The organism is Micromonospora sp. GCM10011542, from assembly GCF_042650685.1.
Classification (GTDB): Bacteria; Actinomycetota; Actinomycetes; order Mycobacteriales; family Micromonosporaceae; genus Micromonospora.
On record NZ_JBHSBO010000063.1, the window covers coordinates 1 to 18,314 of the forward strand.

At 72.4% G+C, this 18,314-nt stretch carries 15 protein-coding genes and 2 tRNA genes; 10 read left to right on the top strand and 7 right to left on the bottom strand.

The window, feature by feature from the left end; genetic code table 11:
* Positions 1-229: 229 nt before the first annotated feature.
* The 3 genes from ACFOW4_RS27085 to ACFOW4_RS27095 form a co-directional block, all read right to left on the bottom strand.
* Complete coding sequence (locus ACFOW4_RS27085; RefSeq protein ID WP_377532894.1) at positions 230-1,576, bottom strand: ABC1 kinase family protein; 1,347 nt, start codon at positions 1,574-1,576, stop codon at positions 230-232.
* Positions 1,577-1,632: 56 nt separating this feature from the next.
* The gene (locus tag ACFOW4_RS27090) at positions 1,633-2,685 is read right to left on the bottom strand and encodes a TOMM precursor leader peptide-binding protein (protein WP_377532896.1); all 1,053 of its coding nucleotides are present in this window, start codon (positions 2,683-2,685) and stop codon (positions 1,633-1,635) included.
* 203 nt (positions 2,686-2,888) lie between these two features.
* Positions 2,889-3,056: a DUF5679 domain-containing protein gene (locus ACFOW4_RS27095; RefSeq protein ID WP_007464795.1), complete on the bottom strand. Its 168-nt coding sequence runs from the start codon at positions 3,054-3,056 to the stop codon at positions 2,889-2,891.
* A gap of 512 nt (positions 3,057-3,568) precedes the next feature.
* On the opposite strand from ACFOW4_RS27095, the gene ACFOW4_RS27100 reads away from it, so the two are divergent.
* Both ACFOW4_RS27100 and ACFOW4_RS27105 read left to right on the top strand, forming a co-directional pair.
* Positions 3,569-4,099, top strand: coding sequence for a M48 family metallopeptidase (locus tag ACFOW4_RS27100; protein WP_377532898.1), 531 nt, complete (start codon positions 3,569-3,571; stop codon positions 4,097-4,099).
* Positions 4,100-5,043: 944 nt separating this feature from the next.
* Positions 5,044-5,652 carry a hypothetical protein gene (locus tag ACFOW4_RS27105; protein WP_377532899.1) on the top strand — a complete coding sequence of 203 codons (609 nt, stop codon included), beginning with the start codon at positions 5,044-5,046 and terminating at the stop codon, positions 5,650-5,652.
* 202 nt (positions 5,653-5,854) lie between these two features.
* Here the strand turns inward: ACFOW4_RS27105 and ACFOW4_RS27110 are convergent, their stop codons facing one another.
* The gene (locus ACFOW4_RS27110; protein ID WP_377532901.1) at positions 5,855-7,138 is read right to left on the bottom strand and encodes a zinc-dependent metalloprotease; all 1,284 of its coding nucleotides are present in this window, start codon (positions 7,136-7,138) and stop codon (positions 5,855-5,857) included.
* A gap of 115 nt (positions 7,139-7,253) precedes the next feature.
* On the opposite strand from ACFOW4_RS27110, the gene ACFOW4_RS27115 reads away from it, so the two are divergent.
* From ACFOW4_RS27115 to ACFOW4_RS27145, 7 genes are all read left to right on the top strand, one after another.
* Positions 7,254-8,267 (top strand): PDZ domain-containing protein, encoded by a 1,014-nt coding sequence (locus ACFOW4_RS27115; RefSeq protein WP_377532903.1) that lies wholly within the window; start codon positions 7,254-7,256, stop codon positions 8,265-8,267.
* Between the two features lie 96 nt (positions 8,268-8,363).
* Positions 8,364-11,354 carry a UPF0182 family protein gene (locus ACFOW4_RS27120; RefSeq protein WP_377532905.1) on the top strand — a complete coding sequence of 997 codons (2,991 nt, stop codon included), beginning with the start codon at positions 8,364-8,366 and terminating at the stop codon, positions 11,352-11,354.
* Positions 11,355-11,548: 194 nt separating this feature from the next.
* The gene (locus ACFOW4_RS27125; protein WP_377532907.1) at positions 11,549-12,058 is read left to right on the top strand and encodes a SigE family RNA polymerase sigma factor; all 510 of its coding nucleotides are present in this window, start codon (positions 11,549-11,551) and stop codon (positions 12,056-12,058) included.
* On the top strand, positions 12,048-12,980 hold the full coding sequence (locus tag ACFOW4_RS27130) for a hypothetical protein (RefSeq protein ID WP_377532909.1): 933 nt from the start codon (positions 12,048-12,050) through the stop codon (positions 12,978-12,980). The genes ACFOW4_RS27125 and ACFOW4_RS27130 overlap by 11 nt, the downstream gene beginning before the upstream one ends.
* Positions 12,981-13,065: 85 nt before the next feature.
* Positions 13,066-13,142: transfer RNA gene (locus tag ACFOW4_RS27135), tRNA-Met, on the top strand.
* Positions 13,143-13,273: 131 nt separating this feature from the next.
* Positions 13,274-13,350, top strand: a tRNA-Met gene (locus tag ACFOW4_RS27140).
* Positions 13,351-13,480: 130 nt separating this feature from the next.
* A complete protein-coding gene (locus ACFOW4_RS27145; protein ID WP_377532911.1) occupies positions 13,481-13,732 on the top strand; it encodes a hypothetical protein in 252 nt (83 codons plus the stop codon).
* Positions 13,733-13,878: 146 nt separating this feature from the next.
* Here the strand turns inward: ACFOW4_RS27145 and ACFOW4_RS27150 are convergent, their stop codons facing one another.
* On the bottom strand, positions 13,879-15,210 hold the full coding sequence (locus ACFOW4_RS27150; protein ID WP_377532913.1) for an ABC transporter substrate-binding protein: 1,332 nt from the start codon (positions 15,208-15,210) through the stop codon (positions 13,879-13,881).
* Positions 15,211-15,425: 215 nt separating this feature from the next.
* Here ACFOW4_RS27150 and ACFOW4_RS27155 point away from each other — a divergent pair, with 215 nt between their 5' ends.
* Complete coding sequence (locus ACFOW4_RS27155; RefSeq protein WP_377532915.1) at positions 15,426-16,259, top strand: phosphoribosylaminoimidazolesuccinocarboxamide synthase; 834 nt, start codon at positions 15,426-15,428, stop codon at positions 16,257-16,259.
* Positions 16,260-16,281: 22 nt separating this feature from the next.
* Here ACFOW4_RS27155 and ACFOW4_RS27160 read toward each other — a convergent pair whose 3' ends face one another.
* Both ACFOW4_RS27160 and glpK read right to left on the bottom strand, forming a co-directional pair.
* Positions 16,282-16,803 (bottom strand): pyridoxamine 5'-phosphate oxidase family protein, encoded by a 522-nt coding sequence (locus ACFOW4_RS27160; RefSeq protein WP_377532916.1) that lies wholly within the window; start codon positions 16,801-16,803, stop codon positions 16,282-16,284.
* 3 nt (positions 16,804-16,806) lie between these two features.
* Positions 16,807-18,291: a glycerol kinase GlpK gene (gene glpK / locus ACFOW4_RS27165; RefSeq protein ID WP_377532918.1), complete on the bottom strand. Its 1,485-nt coding sequence runs from the start codon at positions 18,289-18,291 to the stop codon at positions 16,807-16,809.
* Positions 18,292-18,314: the final 23 nt, after the last annotated feature.

Below are 18,314 nucleotides of genomic sequence, written 5' to 3' on the forward strand. Positions count from 1 at the left end.
GATCATCGCTGACAGAGTCAGCGATGATCACGCCGAGGTATCACAACACTCTCTCAGGCCGGTCGTACCACCACGAGCACTGAGGCAGCCCGATCCGCCCGTACCGTCGCCATGACCAGCCGCAACCAGTCGGCTCGCGACCTGGGCGTTCTCTAGAACCATCCGAAGAAGGGGCGGGTGGCCGGTCTTCCGGCCACCCGCCCCTCGGCGTTTCCGTATCCCGGTCGGGTCAGCTCACCGGGGCGAAGCCGGGCAGCCAGCGCTCCAGGATGCCCCGGTACGGCGCCTTCGCCTCCAGTTGGCAGAGCACTCCGATCGAGCCGAGGGTCACCCGGTGGATCATCAGGTAGGACGGCGGCAGGTTGAGTCGGCGGCTGAGCTGGTAGGTCGGTGAGCGGGGGCTGGCCAGCCGGGCTGCCTCGGAGCGCAGCCAGGCCCGGCTGAAGCGGAATTCCTCGGCGGCGATCGGTTCCAGCATCGGGCGGATGAAGTCGAGCACCCCCTCGGCGTCGATCGGCTCGGTGGAGCTGATGAAGCCCTCGCTGCGCAGGCCGGCCACCACCTCGTCCGCGTCGCCACGCAACGCCAGCGCGGCGATCCGGCCGATCGGCTCCGGGGTGCCCTCCGGCATCCGTGCCACCGCCCCGAAGTCGATCACGCCGAGTCGCCCGTCCGGCAGCAGCCGGAAGTTGCCCGGATGCGGATCGGCGTGCAGCAGCCCGGCCCGCGGCGGCGCGGAGAGGTGCAGGGTGGCCATCAGCCGGCCCGCCTCGTCGCGCTGCTGCTCGGTGCCCTCCCGGATGATGTCGGCCATCGGGGTGCCCTCGACCCACTCGGTGACCAGCACCCGGGGCGACCCGGAGACCACCGCCGGGATGTAGATCTCGGGATCGTCGGCGTACGCGGCCGCGAAGGCCCGCTGCGACTCGGCCTCCAGCTCGTAGTCGAGCTCCTCGGTGATCCGCTCGCGCAGCTCGACCAGGAGCGGCTTGACGTCCAGCCCCGGCTGGATGGCCCGGAACATCCCGGCCAGCCGGCCGAGCTGCTTGAGGTCGGCGAGCAGCGCGTCCCCGGCGCCCGGGTACTGGATCTTGACGGCGACGTCCCGGCTGTTCGGCTCGCCCGACGGGCCGTACCCCGGCTCCCGCCACTTCGCCCGGTGCACCTGGCCGATGCTGGCCGCCGCGGCGGGAGTGTCGTTGAACTCCACGAACCGGTCCCGCCAGTCCGGGCCCAACTGCTCGGCCAGCACCTTGTGCACGCTGGCGGCCGGCAGCGGCGGTGCCGCCTCCTGCAGCTTCGTCAGCGCCTGCCGGTAGGGCGCGGCGATCTCCTCCGGCAGCGCCGCCTCGAACACCGACAGCGCCTGGCCGAACTTCATCGCCCCGCCCTTGAGCTGGCCCAGCACGCTGAACAACTGCTCGGCGGTGCGCTGCTGGATCTCCGCGGAGATCACGTCCGAGGCCAGCCCGGTGACCCGCTTACCCATGCCGAGGACGGTCCGACCGGCGAAGCCGAGCGGCAGAGCGGCGAGCTTGGCGGTCCGGGACACGGCCCGGCGCGGGATGTCGGTCACCCGGTCATTGTTACCGACTGAAGGGGCCCACTGCTGCTCTGCGGCTGGGCTGGTACTCAGACCCGACCTCGCGAGCACCCGCACGCCGGGTGCGGCGACCAGCCGCGGCGGCGGAGCCGGCCCGCTCCGGCGACCTCGACCGCGCCTCCCAGCGTCTCCGGGCTGCCGCCGTCGAGCTGCGCCAACGCCTCGGCCAGCGCGTACCCGGTGGCGGCGAGCAGGGTACCGGTCGCGCCGGCGGACGCCGGCTGCCCGGCCGCGAGCTGGGCGGCGAGCCGCGGCCAGTCCGGGTCGCGGTCCGCCCGGTGCAGCTCCACGCAGTGCAGGCACGGCCCGCCCGGGGGCCGGACCAACGGCCCGATCACGGGTACGCCCTCGCGCAGGGTGACCAGCAGGTGCGGTTGGCGCCGCTGGGCGTGACCGGCGGCGAGCAGCGCGGGTGGGCGGTCGGTGCCAAGGTGGATCACCAGGTCCGGCCGGCCGGCGGGGCTCGGGTGCGTGCCGGTGCCGGGTGCGGCGCGGGTGACCGCGGCGCGTACCGCGGGAGCCAGTGGGCGACCCAGCTCTGCGGCGGGGATGCCGGTGCCGACGAGGTCGATGGGGCGTACCGGCCCGGCGAGGTCGGGAACCACCTGCCCGACGCCGGCCTGGGCCAGCGCCACCGCCAGCGGTGCGCCGAGCCCACCGGCGCCGCTGACCAGCACGCGGGCGGACCGCCGGCGGCGCAGGACCTGCGCCGGGGTGCCGGGCAGCCGGGACGCGACCAGGGCGAGTGCGCCGGCCTCGGCGGCGAGTCGCGCCCGGACCGGACCGGTCAGGTCGCGGGGGAGCAGGGTGTGCGCGGGGACCAGCAGGCCGGCCGCGCGCAGCGCGTCGAGCAGCGTACGGGCCTCGTCGGCGTCGACCCGGGCGGCGGCCGCGTGGGTCAGCACGCCTCGCTCGCTGCGGGTGCCGTCGAGCAGGTCGAGCAGGTGGGCGGCGCGCGGGTTGGCCAGTTCCAGCAGCACGGCCGGGCCGGGGCCCACGCCGAGCTGGAGGGTGTGCCGGTCGCGCCAGATCCGGGTGAGGCCAGGCAGCAGCGTCGGCCGGGGGAGCACGGTACGGGTCATGACGACGAATCGTGACCGCTTCCGTGCGCTGCGTCGATCGTTGTCCACAGCTTGCCGGACCACTGTCCAGCGCTGTCCACAGGATTCGCCGGGTTATCCACAGCCCGACGGCAGTGGTGTCGGGCACCCGACAGTGGCGGCGACCCAACGGCAACGGGGGCGGGGTGGCCGTCGGCCACCCCGCCCCCGTCCACCCGTACGGGTCAGACCTTGGCCTTGCCGAGGATGCGGTTCACTGTTGTGCCGCACACCGGACACTTGCCCTTTGCCATGTTCATTCCGGTCTTCGAAACCTCGACGTGCCCCTCGAAGTCCCGCTTCTCCTTGCACTTGACGCAGTAACCGTTGTAGGTCTGGGCCTGGTCGGCCACGGTGCCCTCCTCGTCTCGTCCGCCGGTCAATGCCGTCCCGGCGGGTTTCCCGGCGGCGGGCCACACGGGGCGCCGGCGCTGGGTCTCACTCCGCGGTCACGCTCGTGACCGCTGGTCCGCGGACCCTACCCAGGTCTGGGCGGTTCCATGTCAGCTGTGCATCGCCACTGTGAGCAAGTCGACGTCGAGAGTGTGCATGGCGAAATAGGTCGGATAAGTCAGTTTGGCAGGGACACGCCGACCAAACCCTCTCAGCCACCCGTGCGAGTGCCCCCCGGCTGCGCCGCGAAACGTGATCACTTACGGTGGAGGAGAAGCGGATCATGCCGTTGGCCACCGCCACGAAGGGTGACGGAGGCGGGTAGCGGCCACCCGGCAAAGATTTTTTCGGGACTCCTGGCGACCAATCGCCATCTTCCGGGCGCGTGTCGAGTGGTTGACTCTTGCGGACCCCTGGTCAGTACGCATTAGCTTTCCTTCGTGACACGTAGCAGAGGCTGCGCGGGCCAGTGATGGCGGGGACGCGTAAGCCGGTCGTCGAGGTGCGGCGCAGTCAGCGCCGGCGACGCACGGTGTCCGCGTACCGCGATGGTGAGCGGGTGGTCGTCCTCATCCCCGACCAGTTCTCCCGCGCCGAGGAGAGCGAGTGGGTCGACCGGATGCTCGCCCGGCTCGCCGCCCGAGAGGGCCGACTCGCCCGCTCGGACGCGGAACTGCTGGCCCGGGCCACCCGGCTGATCAACCTCTATCTCGCCGAGCACGGCGCGCAGGCCGTCCCAGCCAGCGTCCGCTGGGTCACCAACCAGAACGGCCGGTGGGGCTCCTGCACCCCCGCCGACCGCAGCATCCGCATCTCACACCGCGTGCAGGACATGCCCGACTGGGTGATCGACTACGTGCTGCTGCACGAGCTCGCCCACCTCATCGTGCCCAGCCACAACGCCCGCTTCTGGGCGCTGGTCGGCCGTTACGCGAAGGCCGAACGGGCACGGGGCTACCTTGAGGGCGTGGCCGCCGTCTCCGGCGCCCCTTTGACCGACTGAGCGCCGGCGGCTTGCCGGTGGGGGCGGGTCTTCAGTTACGACGTTGCGGTGCGTCGTGGGTGGGGTGGGGCCCGCCGTGCCCGGCTCCGGGCGGTCAGGCTTGATCCCTCCGCCGGGCACGGCGGGCCCCACCCCTCGGTGGCTGGTCGCCGTCCTCACAGCGACAGGCGCGAGGCCACTCCCGTGGTCGGCGTGATCTCGGTGAGTCATCGCTCTGCCTGTGCGGTATCGGCCTCAGCGGTGCCGCCTCAGGTGGACTCGCTTCGCCGCTGCCCTCTTCAGCTGGGCCCATCTGAACCGGACCCAGGTCAGCGGCTTCCAGCTCAGCCGGGGCTCGTCTTAGCGGGGTCGCTCCTCGGCGGGGCTCCATGCGAGCCGGTGCACGGCCGATTTCACCTGCCTACCTCGCATGATCCACTCGGGCTCCTTGATGTCGGGGTGTCCGGGTGGCGAGGATGCCCCGATTTGCAGGAACCCGAGTCGATCAACGGCTTCGACTGTCGATTCATGATTGCCGAGCCGAGCCGAGCCGAGCCGAGCCGGGCCGGGCCGGGCCGGGCCGGGCCGAGCCGAGCCGAGCCGAGCCGAGCCGGGCGGGCTGGGACGAGCCAAGCCGGGCCGAGCCGGGCTGGGCTGAGCCGGCTCGGGCCGAGCTGAGACGGGCCGGGCCGACTCGGGCTGGACTGCGGGCCGGGCATCGCCGATCCGGGCTCGACATAGACGGCCCAAGGCACCCAACCCGACTCGGCTCGGCCTGCCTGGTGGCGGCGGGACTGGTCGGATGCGAGGCCGCCCTCGACCTGACCATCGACTCGTTCCGGGCCGGCGCACGGTTGGTCGGCTGGGCTGGGTCGGTCGGGTTGAGCGGCGGATGGGCTGGGGCGGGTTGGGCCGCAGCGGGGATGGGGCGGGTGGGGTGGGTGGGGACGGGTTAGGGTCGATGGGTGAGTCGGCGGGTGGTGGTGGCGGTGCTGGGGCCGGTGGCCTGGTCGCCGCCTGGCATCGATCCGGCGCAGTGGCGGGCCGCGCTCGCCGAGGATGTCGTCGACCTGCTGGCCACGCTGAACGAGGTGGACGTCGCGGTGGCGGTCACCCCGGCCGACCGGGAGTTGGCCGATGCGGTGGTCTGGCCGGGTACGGCGGTGCACGAGATTCCGGAGCCGACCGTCAACGCGGTCCTCGCCGCGCTCGACGGCTACGACCAGGCGGCGGTGCTCGCCGCGGACGCGCCGGACCTGCCCGGTCTCACCGTGGGCAAGCTGCTGCGCCCGCTCACCACCCGGCCGGTCGCGCTCGCCCCGGTCGAGGGCGGCGGCCCCGGCCTGCTCGGCGTCGCCACGCGGCTGCCCGTACCGGCGTGGTTGCCGGTGCTGGACCTGGACACCGCGACGCCGTCGCAGGTGCGGGCGAACGCTCCACGTCCCGGCGACGTGGCGGTCACCGCTGGCTGGCGTCGGCTGCGCGGCCCGGCCGACCTGGCCACGCTGGACCCGGCCTTCGAGGGCTGGGAGGCGACCCGCGCCCTGCTCTCGGGCTCAAGCCCCCGAGCCTGACCCTCGGCCAACCCGCCATCCGGCCAAGACCGCCAACTGGCCAAGACCGCCAACTGGCCAAGACCGCCAACTGGCCAACCCGCCAAGACCGCCAACCCGCCCGACCCGGCAAGCGGCAACGCGCAACAGGCAACCGCGCGCCGGTCGGCGGGACGGGTCGGGGTGCCCCTCACGTCAGAGAGGAGCACCCCGAAGAGCACCGTCAGGGCTTGTCGTCGCCGTCGGTGTCGTCGCGCTCGCCGGGAGCCTTCTCCTCCACGCCACTGGGGGCGGTGAAGTCGAAGTTGTCCAGCTCGCTCAGGTCCAGGTCGGCCATCGCGAAGGCGACCGGGTCGGCGAAGTCGTCGTCCGACGGGAGCAGGTCGGGGTGGCCCCACAGGGCGTCCCGGCCGGCGATGCCGCGGTGCTCGGTGAGTGCGGCCCAGAGCGCCGCCGCCTCGCGCAGCCGGCGGGGGCGCAGCTCCAGCCCCACCAGGGCGGCGAAGGTCTGCTCGGCGGGACCGCCGGCGGCGCGGCGACGACGGAACGCCTCACCCAGGCGGACGACGTTCGGCAGCCGGTCGCTGGCGGCGCTGTCGACGACGTGGCAGACCCAGCCCTCCACCAGGGCGAGCGCGGTCTCCAGCCGGGCCAGCGACGCCTTCTGCGCCGGGGTGTCCTCGGGGGTGAAGATGCCCTCCAGCGCGATCGCCTGCATCGACTCCGGGTCGGTCGGGTCGACCCGGCCCATTGCCTCCTCGATCGCCTCCCGGTTGACCCGGATGCCCGAGGCGTACATCTCCACGGCGCTGAGCACGTGCCCGCGCAGCCACGGGACGTGCTGGAACAGCCGCTGGTGGGCGGCCTCCCGCAGCGCCACGTAGAGGCGTACCTCGTCCTCGGGCAGCTCCAGGCCCTCGCCGTACGCGCGGATGTTGGCCGGGACGAGCGCGGCGGTGCCGGCCGGGCCGAGCGGCAGGCCGATGTCACCGGCGGAGAGCACCTCGGCGGCGAGCGAGCCGAGCGCCTGGCCGAGCTGCCCACCGAAGAGGGCGCCACCGAGGGTGGCCACCATCGACTGCATCGGGCCGAGCTGGGCGCGCGCCTCCGGCGGCACCAGGTCGCCCATGGCGCCGACCATGCGGCTGGCCACCGGGTCGCAGAGCTTGCGCCAGACGTCCAGCGTCTTGAAGATCCACTCGTTGCGGTTCCAGGCCACGGGGGAGTGGATGCCGGTGGGCCACGCCGAGACGGGCTCCAGCCACAGGTCGGCCAGGCGCAGCGCCTCCTCGACCGCGTTGCGCTCGTACGGCGACACCGCCGGGTCACCGGCCGCCGCGAGCTGGCTGGCCGCCACCTGCCGGGCCAGGTCCCAGTTGACCGGCCCGCTGCCCGGCGCGGAGAGCAGGTGCTGCAACTGCGACATGAACTGCTGCATCTGCGCGGGATCGTTGGGGTCTGGTGGTTGCCCACCCGGGAGCGCGAAACCGAACGGAATATCAGGCACGACGTCTACGGTACGCGCGAGGCGCCCCAGGTCGCCGCCGCTGGCGTTGCGCTGAGGGCGAAGTCGCGCCGCGCGTGCGGCGGACCCGGCCGGACCGGTCGGTACGCTCTGCCGCATGAGACGTCGTGGCCTGACGGTCCTGCTCGGTGCCCTGTTCACCGCACTGCTCAGCATCGGGGTGCTCCGGGTGCCGATCCCGTACGTGGTGCTCGGCCCCGGCCCGACGGTCAACACCCTCGGCACGTCCGACGGCAAGGAGGTCATCCAGATCTCCGGCCGGGAGACCTCCACCTCCGCCGGCCAGCTCCGGCTGACCACCGTGGGGGTGCAGCCGACGGTGCGGCTCCGGGCGGCGATCGCCGGCTGGTTCTCGGACGACGAGGCGGTGGTGCCGCGCGAGCTGGTCTACCCGCCGGGGGAGTCGACCGAGCAGGTCGAGCAGCGCAACGCCGAGGACTTCAAGGCGTCGCAGACCAGCGCCGAGACCGCGGCGCTGCGTGAGCTGGGCTTCCCGGTGCAGGTCGTGGTCAAGACGGTCAACGCGGATGGCCCGTCCGCCGGGGTGCTCAAGCCCGGTGACGTGGTCACCTCGGTCGACGGCCAGCCCGTGCCGGTGGCCACCGAGCTCACCGAGCTGATCAAGGCCAAGCCGGCCGGCACCGCGTTGACCATCGGGTACACCCGCGACGGCGTGCCGGGCACCGCGAAGGTGACCAGCCGCGAGCAGGACGGTCGGCCGCGGATCGGCATCGAGATCGACCAGCAGCAGCCGCACCCGTTCACGCTGAACATCGACCTGGAGGACATCGGCGGGCCGAGCGCCGGCCTGATGTTCACCCTCGGCATCGTGGACAAGCTGACCCCGGCCGACCTGACCGGCGGAAAGGTCATCGCCGGCACCGGCACGATCGACGACGAGGGGAAGGTCGGCCCGATCGGCGGGATCGCCCAGAAGCTGGTGGGCGCGAAGGATGCCGGCGCCAAGGTCTTCCTGGTGCCGGCGGACAACTGTGCGGAGGCGGTCCGTAACCCACAGCCAGACCTGCCGCTGCTCAAGGTCGGCTCGCTGGACGAGGCGCTGGCCGCGCTGGAGACGCTGCGCGCCGGGGGCCAGCCGACCCGCTGCTGAGCGGTGTGACCGTGCCCCGACACGTTCAGGAACACCCCGTACTCTGGGCTCCTGGTCGGAGCCGATCATATCGAGCGTGCGGAGCCAACAGTGGTCATGCGTAGCAGCAGCCCCCTGCCGAGGATGAGCCGGCGCGGACGCGTCACCATCGGTGTCCTGGTCGGGGTGTTCGTGCTCTTCACCCTGCTCGGCTGGGGTGTCCAGGCCTGGACGGACTGGCTCTGGTTCGACGAGGTCCGCTACACCGAGGTCTTCACCGGCGTCCTGGTCACCCGGCTGCTGCTCTTCCTCACCATCGGCGTCGGCATGGCGGTGATCGTCGGCGGCAACCTGTGGCTGGCGCATCGGCTGCGCCCGCGCCTGCGCCCGCACTCGGTGGAGCAGGCCACGCTGGAGCGCTACCGGATGGCGCTCAGCCCCCGCCTCGGCACCTGGATCGCGCTGACCGCCGCCGTGATCGGGCTCTTCGCCGGCCTCTCCGCGCAGAGCCGGTGGACCCAGTGGCTGCTGTTCCGCAACGGCGGGGATTTCGGGATCAAGGACCCGGAGTTCGGCGTCGACGTCGGCTTCTACGTCTTCCAACTGCCGTTCTGGCGCTACCTGCTGGGGGTGGGCTTCACCGCGGTGGTGCTGGCCCTGGTCGGCGCGCTCGCGGTGCACTACATCTTCGGCGGTGTCCGCCTCCAGGGCGTCGGTGACCGGATGAGCAACGCCGCCCGCGCCCACCTGAGCAGTCTGGTCGCGGTCTTCGTGCTGCTCAAGGCTGTCGCGTACGTGCTGGACCGGCGGGCGATGCTGCTGGAGTACAACGAGGGCGCCAAGCTGTACGGCGCCGGGTACGCCGACGTCAACGCGCTGCTTCCGGCGAAGGAGATTCTCGCGTACATCTCGATCGTGGTGGCGATCGCGATCATCGTGTTCTCCAACGCGTGGATGCGGAACCTGGTCTGGCCGGGCATCTCGCTGGCTCTGCTCGGCGTCTCCGCGGTGGCCATCGGCGGCATCTATCCCTGGGCGGTGCAGACCTTCGAGGTCAAGCCGAGCGCCAAGGACAAGGAGGCCCCGTACATCCAGCGCAGCATCGACGCGACCCGGTCGGCCTTCGGGTTGGGTGTCACGAAGACCACCCCGTACGCGGCGAACAACCTCACCCCACCGCCGAGCCTGGCCACCGACACCTCGGTGGTGTCGAACGTCCGGCTGCTCGACCCGCAACTGGTCAGTGAGACGTACACCCAGCTCCAGCAGGTGCGCGGCTTCTACGACTTCGGCCCGAAGCTGGACATCGACCGGTACGGGGTGAACGGCAAGACCTCCGACTACGTGGTCGGCGTCCGCGAGATCAACTACAGCGAGCTGACCGACCAGCAGAACACCTGGATCAACCGGCACACCGTCTACACCCACGGCTACGGCCTGGTGGCCGCCCCGGCCAACCAGGTGGTCTGCGGCGGGCAGCCGTTCTTCGTCTCCGGCTTCCTCGGCGAGAAGACCCAGGAGGCGTGCTCCTCGCAGACCGAGCAGATCACGGCCAAGCAGCCGCGCATCTACTACGGCGAGCGGATGAACAACGACGACTACGCGATCGTCGGCCAGGCCGACCCGAAGAAGAAGGCCGAGTTCGACCGGCCGGTCGGCGAGGGCGGCGGCGAGTCGTACACCTACACCGGCACCGGCGGCGTGGAGATCGGCTCGTTCCCCCGGCGGCTGCTCTACGCCATCAAGGAGCAGGAGTCGAACTTCCTGCTCTCCGAGGCGGTCAACAAGGACTCCAAGCTGCTCTACGTGCGCAACCCGCGGGACCGGGTGGAGAAGGTCGCGCCGTTCCTCACCCTCGACGGCGACCCGTACCCGGCGGTGGTGGACGGCCGGGTGCAGTGGATCGTCGACGGCTACACCACGGCGGCCACGTACCCGTACGCCGAGCGGATCAACCTGCGCGAGGAGACCACCGACGAGCTGACCAACCGGGGCACGTTCCAGCTGGCCCGGGAGAACGTCAACTACATGCGCAACTCGGTCAAGGCCACCGTCGACGCGTACGACGGCACGGTGAAGCTCTACGAGTTCGACGACACCGACCCGGTGCTCAAGGCGTGGAACAAGGCGTTCGGCGGTGACCTGGTGCTGCCGAAGAAGGACATCCCGGTCGAGCTGACCGAGCACCTCCGCTACCCGGCGGACATGTTCAAGGTGCAGCGCAACCTGCTCACCAAGTTCCACGTGACCAACCCGGGCGACTTCTACTCCGCGCAGGACTTCTGGCAGGTGCCCAACGTGCCGGACGCGCCGGACAGCGGTCAGAAGCAGCCGCCGTACTACCTGTTCACCCAGTTCCCGGGGCAGGAGTCGGCGCGTTTCCAGCTCACGGCGGCGGTCACCCCGAACGGTCGGCAGAACCTGGCCGCGCTGATCTCCGGGTCGTACGTCGACGGGCAGCCCCGGCTGGAGGTGCTGGAGCTGCCGGACCAGACCCGGATCTCCGGTCCGGTGCAGGTGCACCAGCAGATGACCAACAACGCCAACATCCGCCAGCAGCTGAACCTGCTCTCCAGCAACCAGGCCCAGGTGCAGTACGGCAACCTGCTCTCGTTGCCGTTCGGCGACGGCATGCTCTACGTCGAGCCGGTGTACGTGAAGAGCAACCAGCAGGACGCGTACCCGCTGCTGCAGAAGGTGCTGCTCTCCTACGGCGACGGCGGCTCCTTCGTGGCGCTCGCCGACAACATCAACGACGGCATCAAGCAGCTTGTCGACCAGGGCAAGCGGGCCGGGCAGGGCGCTCCGCCGCCGCCGGCGACCGGGGGCAACCCGCCGCCGCCGACCGGCGGCAACCCCCCACCGCTGACCGGGGAACTGGCCATCGCGGCGGAGCGGGTGCAGACGGCCATCACGGAGGTGCGGGCGGCGCAGACCTCCGGTGACTTCGAGCGGTACGGGCGGGCGCTCAAGACGCTCGACGAGGCCCTCACCGCCTTCCAGCAGGCCCAGCGGGCGGCCACTCCGAACCCGGGTGGCAGCCCGTCGCCGAGCGGCGGCCCGTCCGGCACCCCCAGCGCCACTCCGTCGGCGGCCGCTGGCGGCTGACCCCTCGCTACGGGGCGTACCTCTCGGAGCCCCCGTCGTCGGACCGCACCCGGTCCGGATGGCGGGGGCTCCGCCGTGTCCGCCGGCCGGGCGCGGCTGTCGCCTCTCCGACAGGCCCGGGCCGTGCGGCCCGCAACCTGTGGCACCGGTTGACCGTCCTCACTGCAACGGGGTGCGGACGAGGGGGAACAGCCGTGAGGGACGCGCAGAGCTTCGACGAGTTGTATCGGGGCACCGCCCGGCGGATGCTGCGGTACGGCTACGCGGTCACCGGCGACCACACCGAGGCGCAGGATCTCGTGCAGGAGGCGTACGCCCGGGCGTGGCGGCAGTGGGGACGGCTGTCGACGCATCCGGCGCCGGAGGCCTGGCTGCGGTTGGTGGTGGCCCGGCTGGCGACCGACCGCTGGCGGCGCCTGCACCGCTGGCGGGCGGTGCTGAGCCGCACCGGGCCGCCGCCGACTGTCGCGCCACCGAGCGAGGACGCCGTCCTGCTGGTCCGCGCGCTCCGCCAACTGCCGACCGCCCAGCGGCAGGCGTTGGCCCTGCACTACCTCTTCGACATGTCCGTGGAGGAGATCGCCCGGGAGGCCGACGTACCCGTCGGCACCGTGAAGTCCTGGCTGTCCCGGGGCCGGTCCCGGCTCGCCGCGCTGCTGCCCGACCTCTCCACCGTGGAGCTGGAGGCCAACGATGTCAGCTGAACTCGCCGACCTGTACCGGTCGCTCACCGCCACCGTCGACGGCCAGGAACTGGCCCCCCCCGAGGTGGTGCGGCGGCGCGCGGACCGGCGGGCCCGGGCCCGGGTGGCCGGTACCGCGCTCGCGGTGGCGCTGCTGCTGGGCGGGGTGGCCGCCGGTGGCCGGCTGGTGCTCTCGGCGGACGGCTCCCCGCCGTTGCCGCCGCCCGCCGACACCCCCGGCCCGGTACCGACCGGACCCGCTCCCCGGCCGACCCCGTCGCTGTCCCCGTCGCCGGCCCCTGCGACGCTGGCGCCGTCGCGCACGCCGAGCGGTAGGCCGCCGGCTCCGACGACCGGCGCCCCGACGCACCCGGGGCCCACCTCGATCCCGGACCGCGCCTTCTTCGTCCTGGCGGCCGCTAACCGGACCGGCCTGGAATCTCATACGGAGGGGCCGATGCTGCCGGTGCTCTGCGCGGCCCGGTATCCCAGTGAGTCCGCCGTGGTGCAGCGCCGTGCGCGGTACCTGGCCTACAAGCTGCCGGAAACTCCGAAGGGGTACGTGCCGGACGGCAGCTACCGGCACACCATCACCATCTACCGGGCGGGGCGTGCCGACGACGCGCTGCGGGAGTTGCGGCAGGCCGTGCGTGCCTGCCCCCGGCAGGAGTTGCCCGACCAGGCCGGGAGGACCTGGCGGCAGCGGCTGCTGGACCCGGGGAGGTACGGCGACGAGTCGGTGCTGTTCGAGATGCGGGCTCCGTTCCTGGACGGCAGGGGCGAACCGGGCGGCGACGAGGTCCGGCTGATCCGGGCGATCCGGACCGGCGACGTGGTGACGGTGCTCTGGGAACAGGGCTGGGAGAACACCTCGGCCGACCGTGCCCAGGTCGACGCCGACAGTCGGCGGGCGGTGGCGGCGATCGAGGACTGGCTCGACTGACGCGGCCGGTCAGCGGGGTCGGCGACGGCGGGATCCGGGTCGCTTTGCGGTGGCCCGGGTCGGTGCGCTACGGTTATCGAGCCGACGCGGGGTGGAGCAGCTCGGTAGCTCGCTGGGCTCATAACCCAGAGGTCGCAGGTTCAAATCCTGTCCCCGCTACCACGACGAACGGCCCCCGAGGATCTCCTCGGGGGCCGTTTCGCATGCCCCATCCGCTCGCCGGCAACCGGCTCGGCGGAAGTGGACCCCCGCTGATCATCGTGGGGACGGATGGGTTAGTCTTATCAAGTCGACGCGGGGTGGAGCAGCTCGGTAGCTCGCTGGGCTCATAACCCAGAGGTCGCAGGTTCAAATCCTGTCCCCGCTACCACGACGAACGGCCCTCGAGAATCTCCTCGGGGGCCGTTCGCATGTCCGGCCCGCCTCGCCCGGCGCACGGCCACCCACCCCCATCAGGTGACCAGCGTGCCGGGGTTGCACTTCTCGGCGAGGATGGGCACATGTCTTCTTTCGGCAAGTGGTGGGGCCGGCTCAGCGCGGTCCTCGGTGCGGTCGTACTGGCGGTCTTCGTGCCGGTGGCGGCCTGGGCGTCCACAGGTACCGGCGAAGTCGTGGTGGAGGCCGCCCGCCGGCGCTCCCGTGGCGGCGGCTTCGGCTTCCTCGGTCTGCTCTGCTGCCTCGTGGTGGTGGCGATCATCGTGTTCCTGGTGCTGCGGCTGATGCGTAACCGCCGGGGCGGCCCGCCGCGCTGACCCTCGGCCGGATGGGCCGGCACCGCAACGCCGGCCCATCCGGCCGCCCGGCTCGACGGGTGCGGGCCGCTAGCGCTGCCGCCCGGCTCGGCGCGCCGGCCATCGGGCTTACGGGACATCGCCGGAGTCGGGGGGCGACGGTCAGGTCAGGTCGCCAGTGCGGCGTCGGCCTGGGCGAGGAAGCGGGACGTGGCGGCACGGGTGCCGGCCCGGCCGGAGCGGATGCTCTCCGCGGCGGCGACCAGCAGGGACCGCACCTTGGTGTGCCCCTTCGGGGGTGGCGCCGGTGCGGGCCCGAGGCGGTCGGCGATGCTGGCACCGAAGGTGGCGGCCCGTTGCTGGGCCGGGTCGGTGATGCTGCCCTCCGCGTAGCGGCGTACGGCGAGACTGGGGTTCAGGCCCCGTTCGTGGCCGAGGACGGTGCCCGCCTCGCCGTTCGTGGTCAGGAAGTTGATCACGTCTAGCACGGTGTCCGGGTGGCGGGTGCCGCGGAACGCCGCCCAGTACATCGACGCCCGCGCCCACTGCGCCCCGAGCGAACCCGGTAGGCCGACCAGACCCAGCTCCGACCGGGTGAGCCGTTGCAGCTCGGGTAGCTGGTGCGACCAGGCGAACGACGCGGCGGTCAGGCCGGTGACGACCAGTTGCCGGGCCGGCTGACCGCTGTCGGCCTGTTCGACGAGCGCGGCGCCCGGCGTGGCCCGTACGCGACGCGCCCGCTGCCACAGCTCGAACCAGCCGATCAACTCGTCCGCGCCGAAGCCGAGCTGCCGGCCGCGGTAGAACTCGCCGCCCTCGGAGCGCAGCCACAGCCAGAGTGCCCGGTAGTCGCCGGACGGGTCCATGGTGCCGGCCACCCGGCCGTCGCTGGCTCGGGTCACCTCCTCCGCCCAGGAGACGTACTCGCTCCAGGTCATCCCGCTGCGCGGGTCGGGCACCCGCAGCCGGTCCAGCAGGTCCCGGTTGAAGACCACCGCCGCGTGGGTCTGTCCGCTGGCCACGGCCATCGTCCGGCCGTCCACGCTGCCGTAGCGGACCAGACCCTCGGGCAGCATCCGCAGGTCCAACCGGTGGTCGGCGACGTGTTCGCTCAGGTCGAGGACGATCTGGCGCTGGGCGTACTCGGTCAGCATGGTGTCGTCGAGCTGGATCAGGTCCGGCACGTTGCCGCCGGCCGCCTGGGTGGCCAGCCGGTCGTAGTAACCGTCGGCGCCCTGCCAGGTGACCCGGAAGGTGACCCGGGGATTGCGCTGCGAGTAGAGGCGGAGCGCCTTCTCGGTGAGTTCGGCCCGTCGGGTGCCGCCCCACCAGAAGACCGACAGCTCGATCGGCCCGTCCTGGGCGGGTGCCGCCGCGTCGTCGCTGCAGCCGGTGAGGCTGCCGGAGGCCAGCAGTGGGGCACCGAGCAGCGCGCCGAGCAGCCGGCGCCGGCCCGGGTCGGCGCCGAGGCGGTCGATCGGGGGTCGGACAACGGGCACGGGGTCTCCTGGCACCTGCGGGCGGCGGCGGTCGGACCATTCACGCAGGCGGCACCGGAGAGTGTCAACGTCCGTCCGGTCACCTGCCGCCCTTTCCGCGGCCGGTGGCCGGTTCGGACCGGCGTGCCCCGGTCTGACCCACGCCGTCCCGGTCCGACAGCCGAGGCGCGGTGGCCGGAACGGGCCGCGCGCCGACGCGTGGTGTACTAGGGCGCGTGGAACTTCTGCACTCGGGCAAGGTCCGGGACGTCTACGCCGACGGTGACGACCTGATCCTGGTCGCCTCGGACCGCATCTCGATCTACGACGTGGCGCTGCCGACGCCCATCCCGGACAAGGGTCGCCTGCTCACCGCCCTCTCGCTGTGGTGGTTCGACCAGCTCGCCGACCTGGTGCCCAACCACGTCATCTCGGCCACCGACGTGCCGGCGGAGTTCGCCGGGCGGGCGATCCGCGTCCAGCGGCTGGAGATGGTCCCGGTCGAGTGCGTCGCCCGGGGCTACCTCACCGGCGGCGGCCTGCGCGAGTACGAGCGCACCGGTGCCGTCTCCGGCGTGCCGCTGCCCCGGGGCCTCGGTGAGGCGTCGATCCTGCCCGAGCCGATCTTCACGCCGTCGAGCAAGGCGCCGGTGGGCGAACACGACGAGCCGATCACGTACGCCGACGTGGTGGACAAGGTGGGCGAGGCGACCGCCGAGCGGCTGCGGCAGATCACCATCGACATCTACCGGCGCGGCGCCGAGTTGGCCGCCGACCGCGGCATCCTGGTGGCCGACACGAAGATCGAGCTGGGCTGGGCTCCGGACGGCACCCTGGTCCTCGCCGACGAGTTGCTCACCTCGGACTCGTCGCGGTTCTGGCCGGCGGAGTCGTACCAGCCGGGCCGGGTGCAGTTCTCCTACGACAAGCAGTACGTGCGGGACTGGGCCACCGGCAGCGGCTGGGACAAGCAGGGACCGGCGCCGGACATGCCGGCCGAGGTGGTCGAGGCGACCCGGGCCCGCTACGTCGACGTCTACGAGAAGCTCACCGGCAACCGCTGGAGCTGAGCCGGACGGGTCTCAGAGGCGATCAAGACGTCGGGGAGCGCGTCCAGAACTGGCGCGGGGCGTAGCCGTCGCGGCGCAGCCAGTGCTCGGTGTAGACGATCCGATCCGCCTCCACCACCACCAGCGGCCCGTCGGGCGGCTCGTCCAGGCTGCGTGACCGCTCGACATGGTCGGACTGCCAGCGCACCGCCGGCCAGTAGTGGGCGAAGTCCTCATCCTGTGGATCGAGGTCCCGGGCCCGGCCGAAGAGCTGCGCACCCCGGCTGCTGGCCTGACCGACCAGCGGGGCGAAGACCCCGATCGACACCCGGGGGTCGGCGGCGATGTTGCGCATCTTCGGCGACTTCGCCGCGGTGGTGAACATCAGCGCGAAGTCGAGGTGGAAGTAGCGGACCGGGGTGGCCAGCGGGCCGTCCGGGCCGGTGGTGGCCAGCACGCACATGTTCTGCGACGACAGCAGGTTGAGGATGCGCTCCTCCAACCTCGGTCGGTCGAGGCGTTCGCGCGGGCTGGGGCCGCCCAGCCAGGGGTTGGTCACGGGCACGGCTCACTCCGCCCAGTCGAGGGTGCGCTGCACGGCCTTGCGCCAGTTGCCCAGCTCCCGCTCGCGCAGCTCCGGGGCCATCGCCGGCTCCCACTGGGCGTCGGAGCGCCACTGCGTCCGCAGGGTGGCCAGGTCGGGCCAGAAGCCGACCGCCAGGCCGGCGGCGTACGCGGCGCCCAGGCAGGTGGTCTCGGTGATCCGGGAGCGCACCACCGGTACGTCGAGCACGTCGGCGAGGAACTGCATGAGCAGCCCGTTGGCGGTCATCCCGCCGTCCACCCGCAGCCGGCGTAGCGCCACGTCGGAGTCGGCGTTCATCGCGTCGACCACCTCGCGGGTCTGCCACGCCGACGCCTCCAGCACCGCCCGGGCCAGGTGCCCCCTGGTGATGTAGCCGGTCAGTCCGGCGATGACGCCCCGGGCGTCGCTGCGCCAGTGCGGGGCGAACAGGCCGGAGAACGCCGGCACCACGTAGCAGCCGCCGTTGTCGTCCACGGTGCGGGCCAGCTCCTCCACCTCGGGCGCGGTGGAGATCAGCCCGAGGTTGTCCCGCAGCCACTGCACCAGCGAACCGGTGACCGCGATCGCGCCCTCCAGGGCGTACGCGGCGGGCTGCCCCTCGATCCGGTAGGCCACGGTGGTGAGCAGGCCGTGCGTCGAGGGCACCGGGCTGGTCCCGGTGTTGAGCAGCAGGAAGCTGCCGGTGCCGTAGGTGCACTTGGCCTCGCCCGGCTGGAAGCAGGTCTGCCCGAACAGGGCCGCCTGCTGGTCGCCCAGCGCGCTGGCCACCGGCACCCCGGCCAGCACGCCGGTGGCCGTCCCGTACACCTCGGCGGAGCAGCGGATCTGCGGCAGCATCGCGGCCGGCACACCCATCGCCTCCAGCAGCTCCGGGTCCCAGTCGAGGGTGGTCAGGTCCATCAGCATCGTCCGGCTGGCGTTGGTCACGTCGGTGACGTGCTCGCCGGTGAGCTTCCAGATCAGCCAGCTGTCGATGGTGCCGAAGAGCACCTCGCCGCGCTCGGCGCGCTCCCGCAGGCCGTCGACCTCGTCGAGCAGCCAGCGCAGCTTCGGCCCGGCGAAGTAGGTGGCCAGCGGCAGGCCGGTGCGGGCCCGGAACTTCTCCTCACCGTACGACCGCTCCAGCTCGCGCAGCAGTGGCCCGGTCCGGGTGTCCTGCCAGACCACGGCGTTGGCCACCGGCCGGCCGGTGGCCCGGTCCCAGACCACGGTGGTCTCCCGCTGGTTGGTGATGCCGACGGCGGCGAGCCCGGCCGCGTCGGTGCCGGCGGTGTCCAGCGCCTCGGAGACCACCCGCTCGACGTTGTCCCAGATCTCCTCGGCGTCGTGCTCCACCCAGCCTGGCCGGGGGAAAATCTGCCGGTGCTCGCGCTGCGCCACGGCGACGATGTCCCCGGCCCGGTCGAAGACGATGCACCGCGAGGAGGTGGTGCCCTGGTCGATGGCGGCGACGTACTGGGGGGTCACGGCAGCACCGTACCCAAAGCGGC

What these genes read in the sequence shown, in the direction of transcription:
- ACFOW4_RS27120 (WP_377532905.1), top strand. Translation starts at nt 8,364, where the DNA reads ATGCGTAGCAGCAGCCCCCTGCCGAGGATGAGCCGGCGCGGACGCGTC.
- ACFOW4_RS27115 (WP_377532903.1), top strand. Translation starts at nt 7,254, where the DNA reads ATGAGACGTCGTGGCCTGACGGTCCTGCTCGGTGCCCTGTTCACCGCA.
- ACFOW4_RS27090 (WP_377532896.1), bottom strand. Translation starts at nt 2,685, where the DNA reads ATGACCCGTACCGTGCTCCCCCGGCCGACGCTGCTGCCTGGCCTCACC.
- ACFOW4_RS27100 (WP_377532898.1), top strand. Translation starts at nt 3,569, where the DNA reads ATGGCGGGGACGCGTAAGCCGGTCGTCGAGGTGCGGCGCAGTCAGCGC.
- ACFOW4_RS27130 (WP_377532909.1), top strand. Translation starts at nt 12,048, where the DNA reads ATGTCAGCTGAACTCGCCGACCTGTACCGGTCGCTCACCGCCACCGTC.
- ACFOW4_RS27145 (WP_377532911.1), top strand. Translation starts at nt 13,481, where the DNA reads ATGTCTTCTTTCGGCAAGTGGTGGGGCCGGCTCAGCGCGGTCCTCGGT.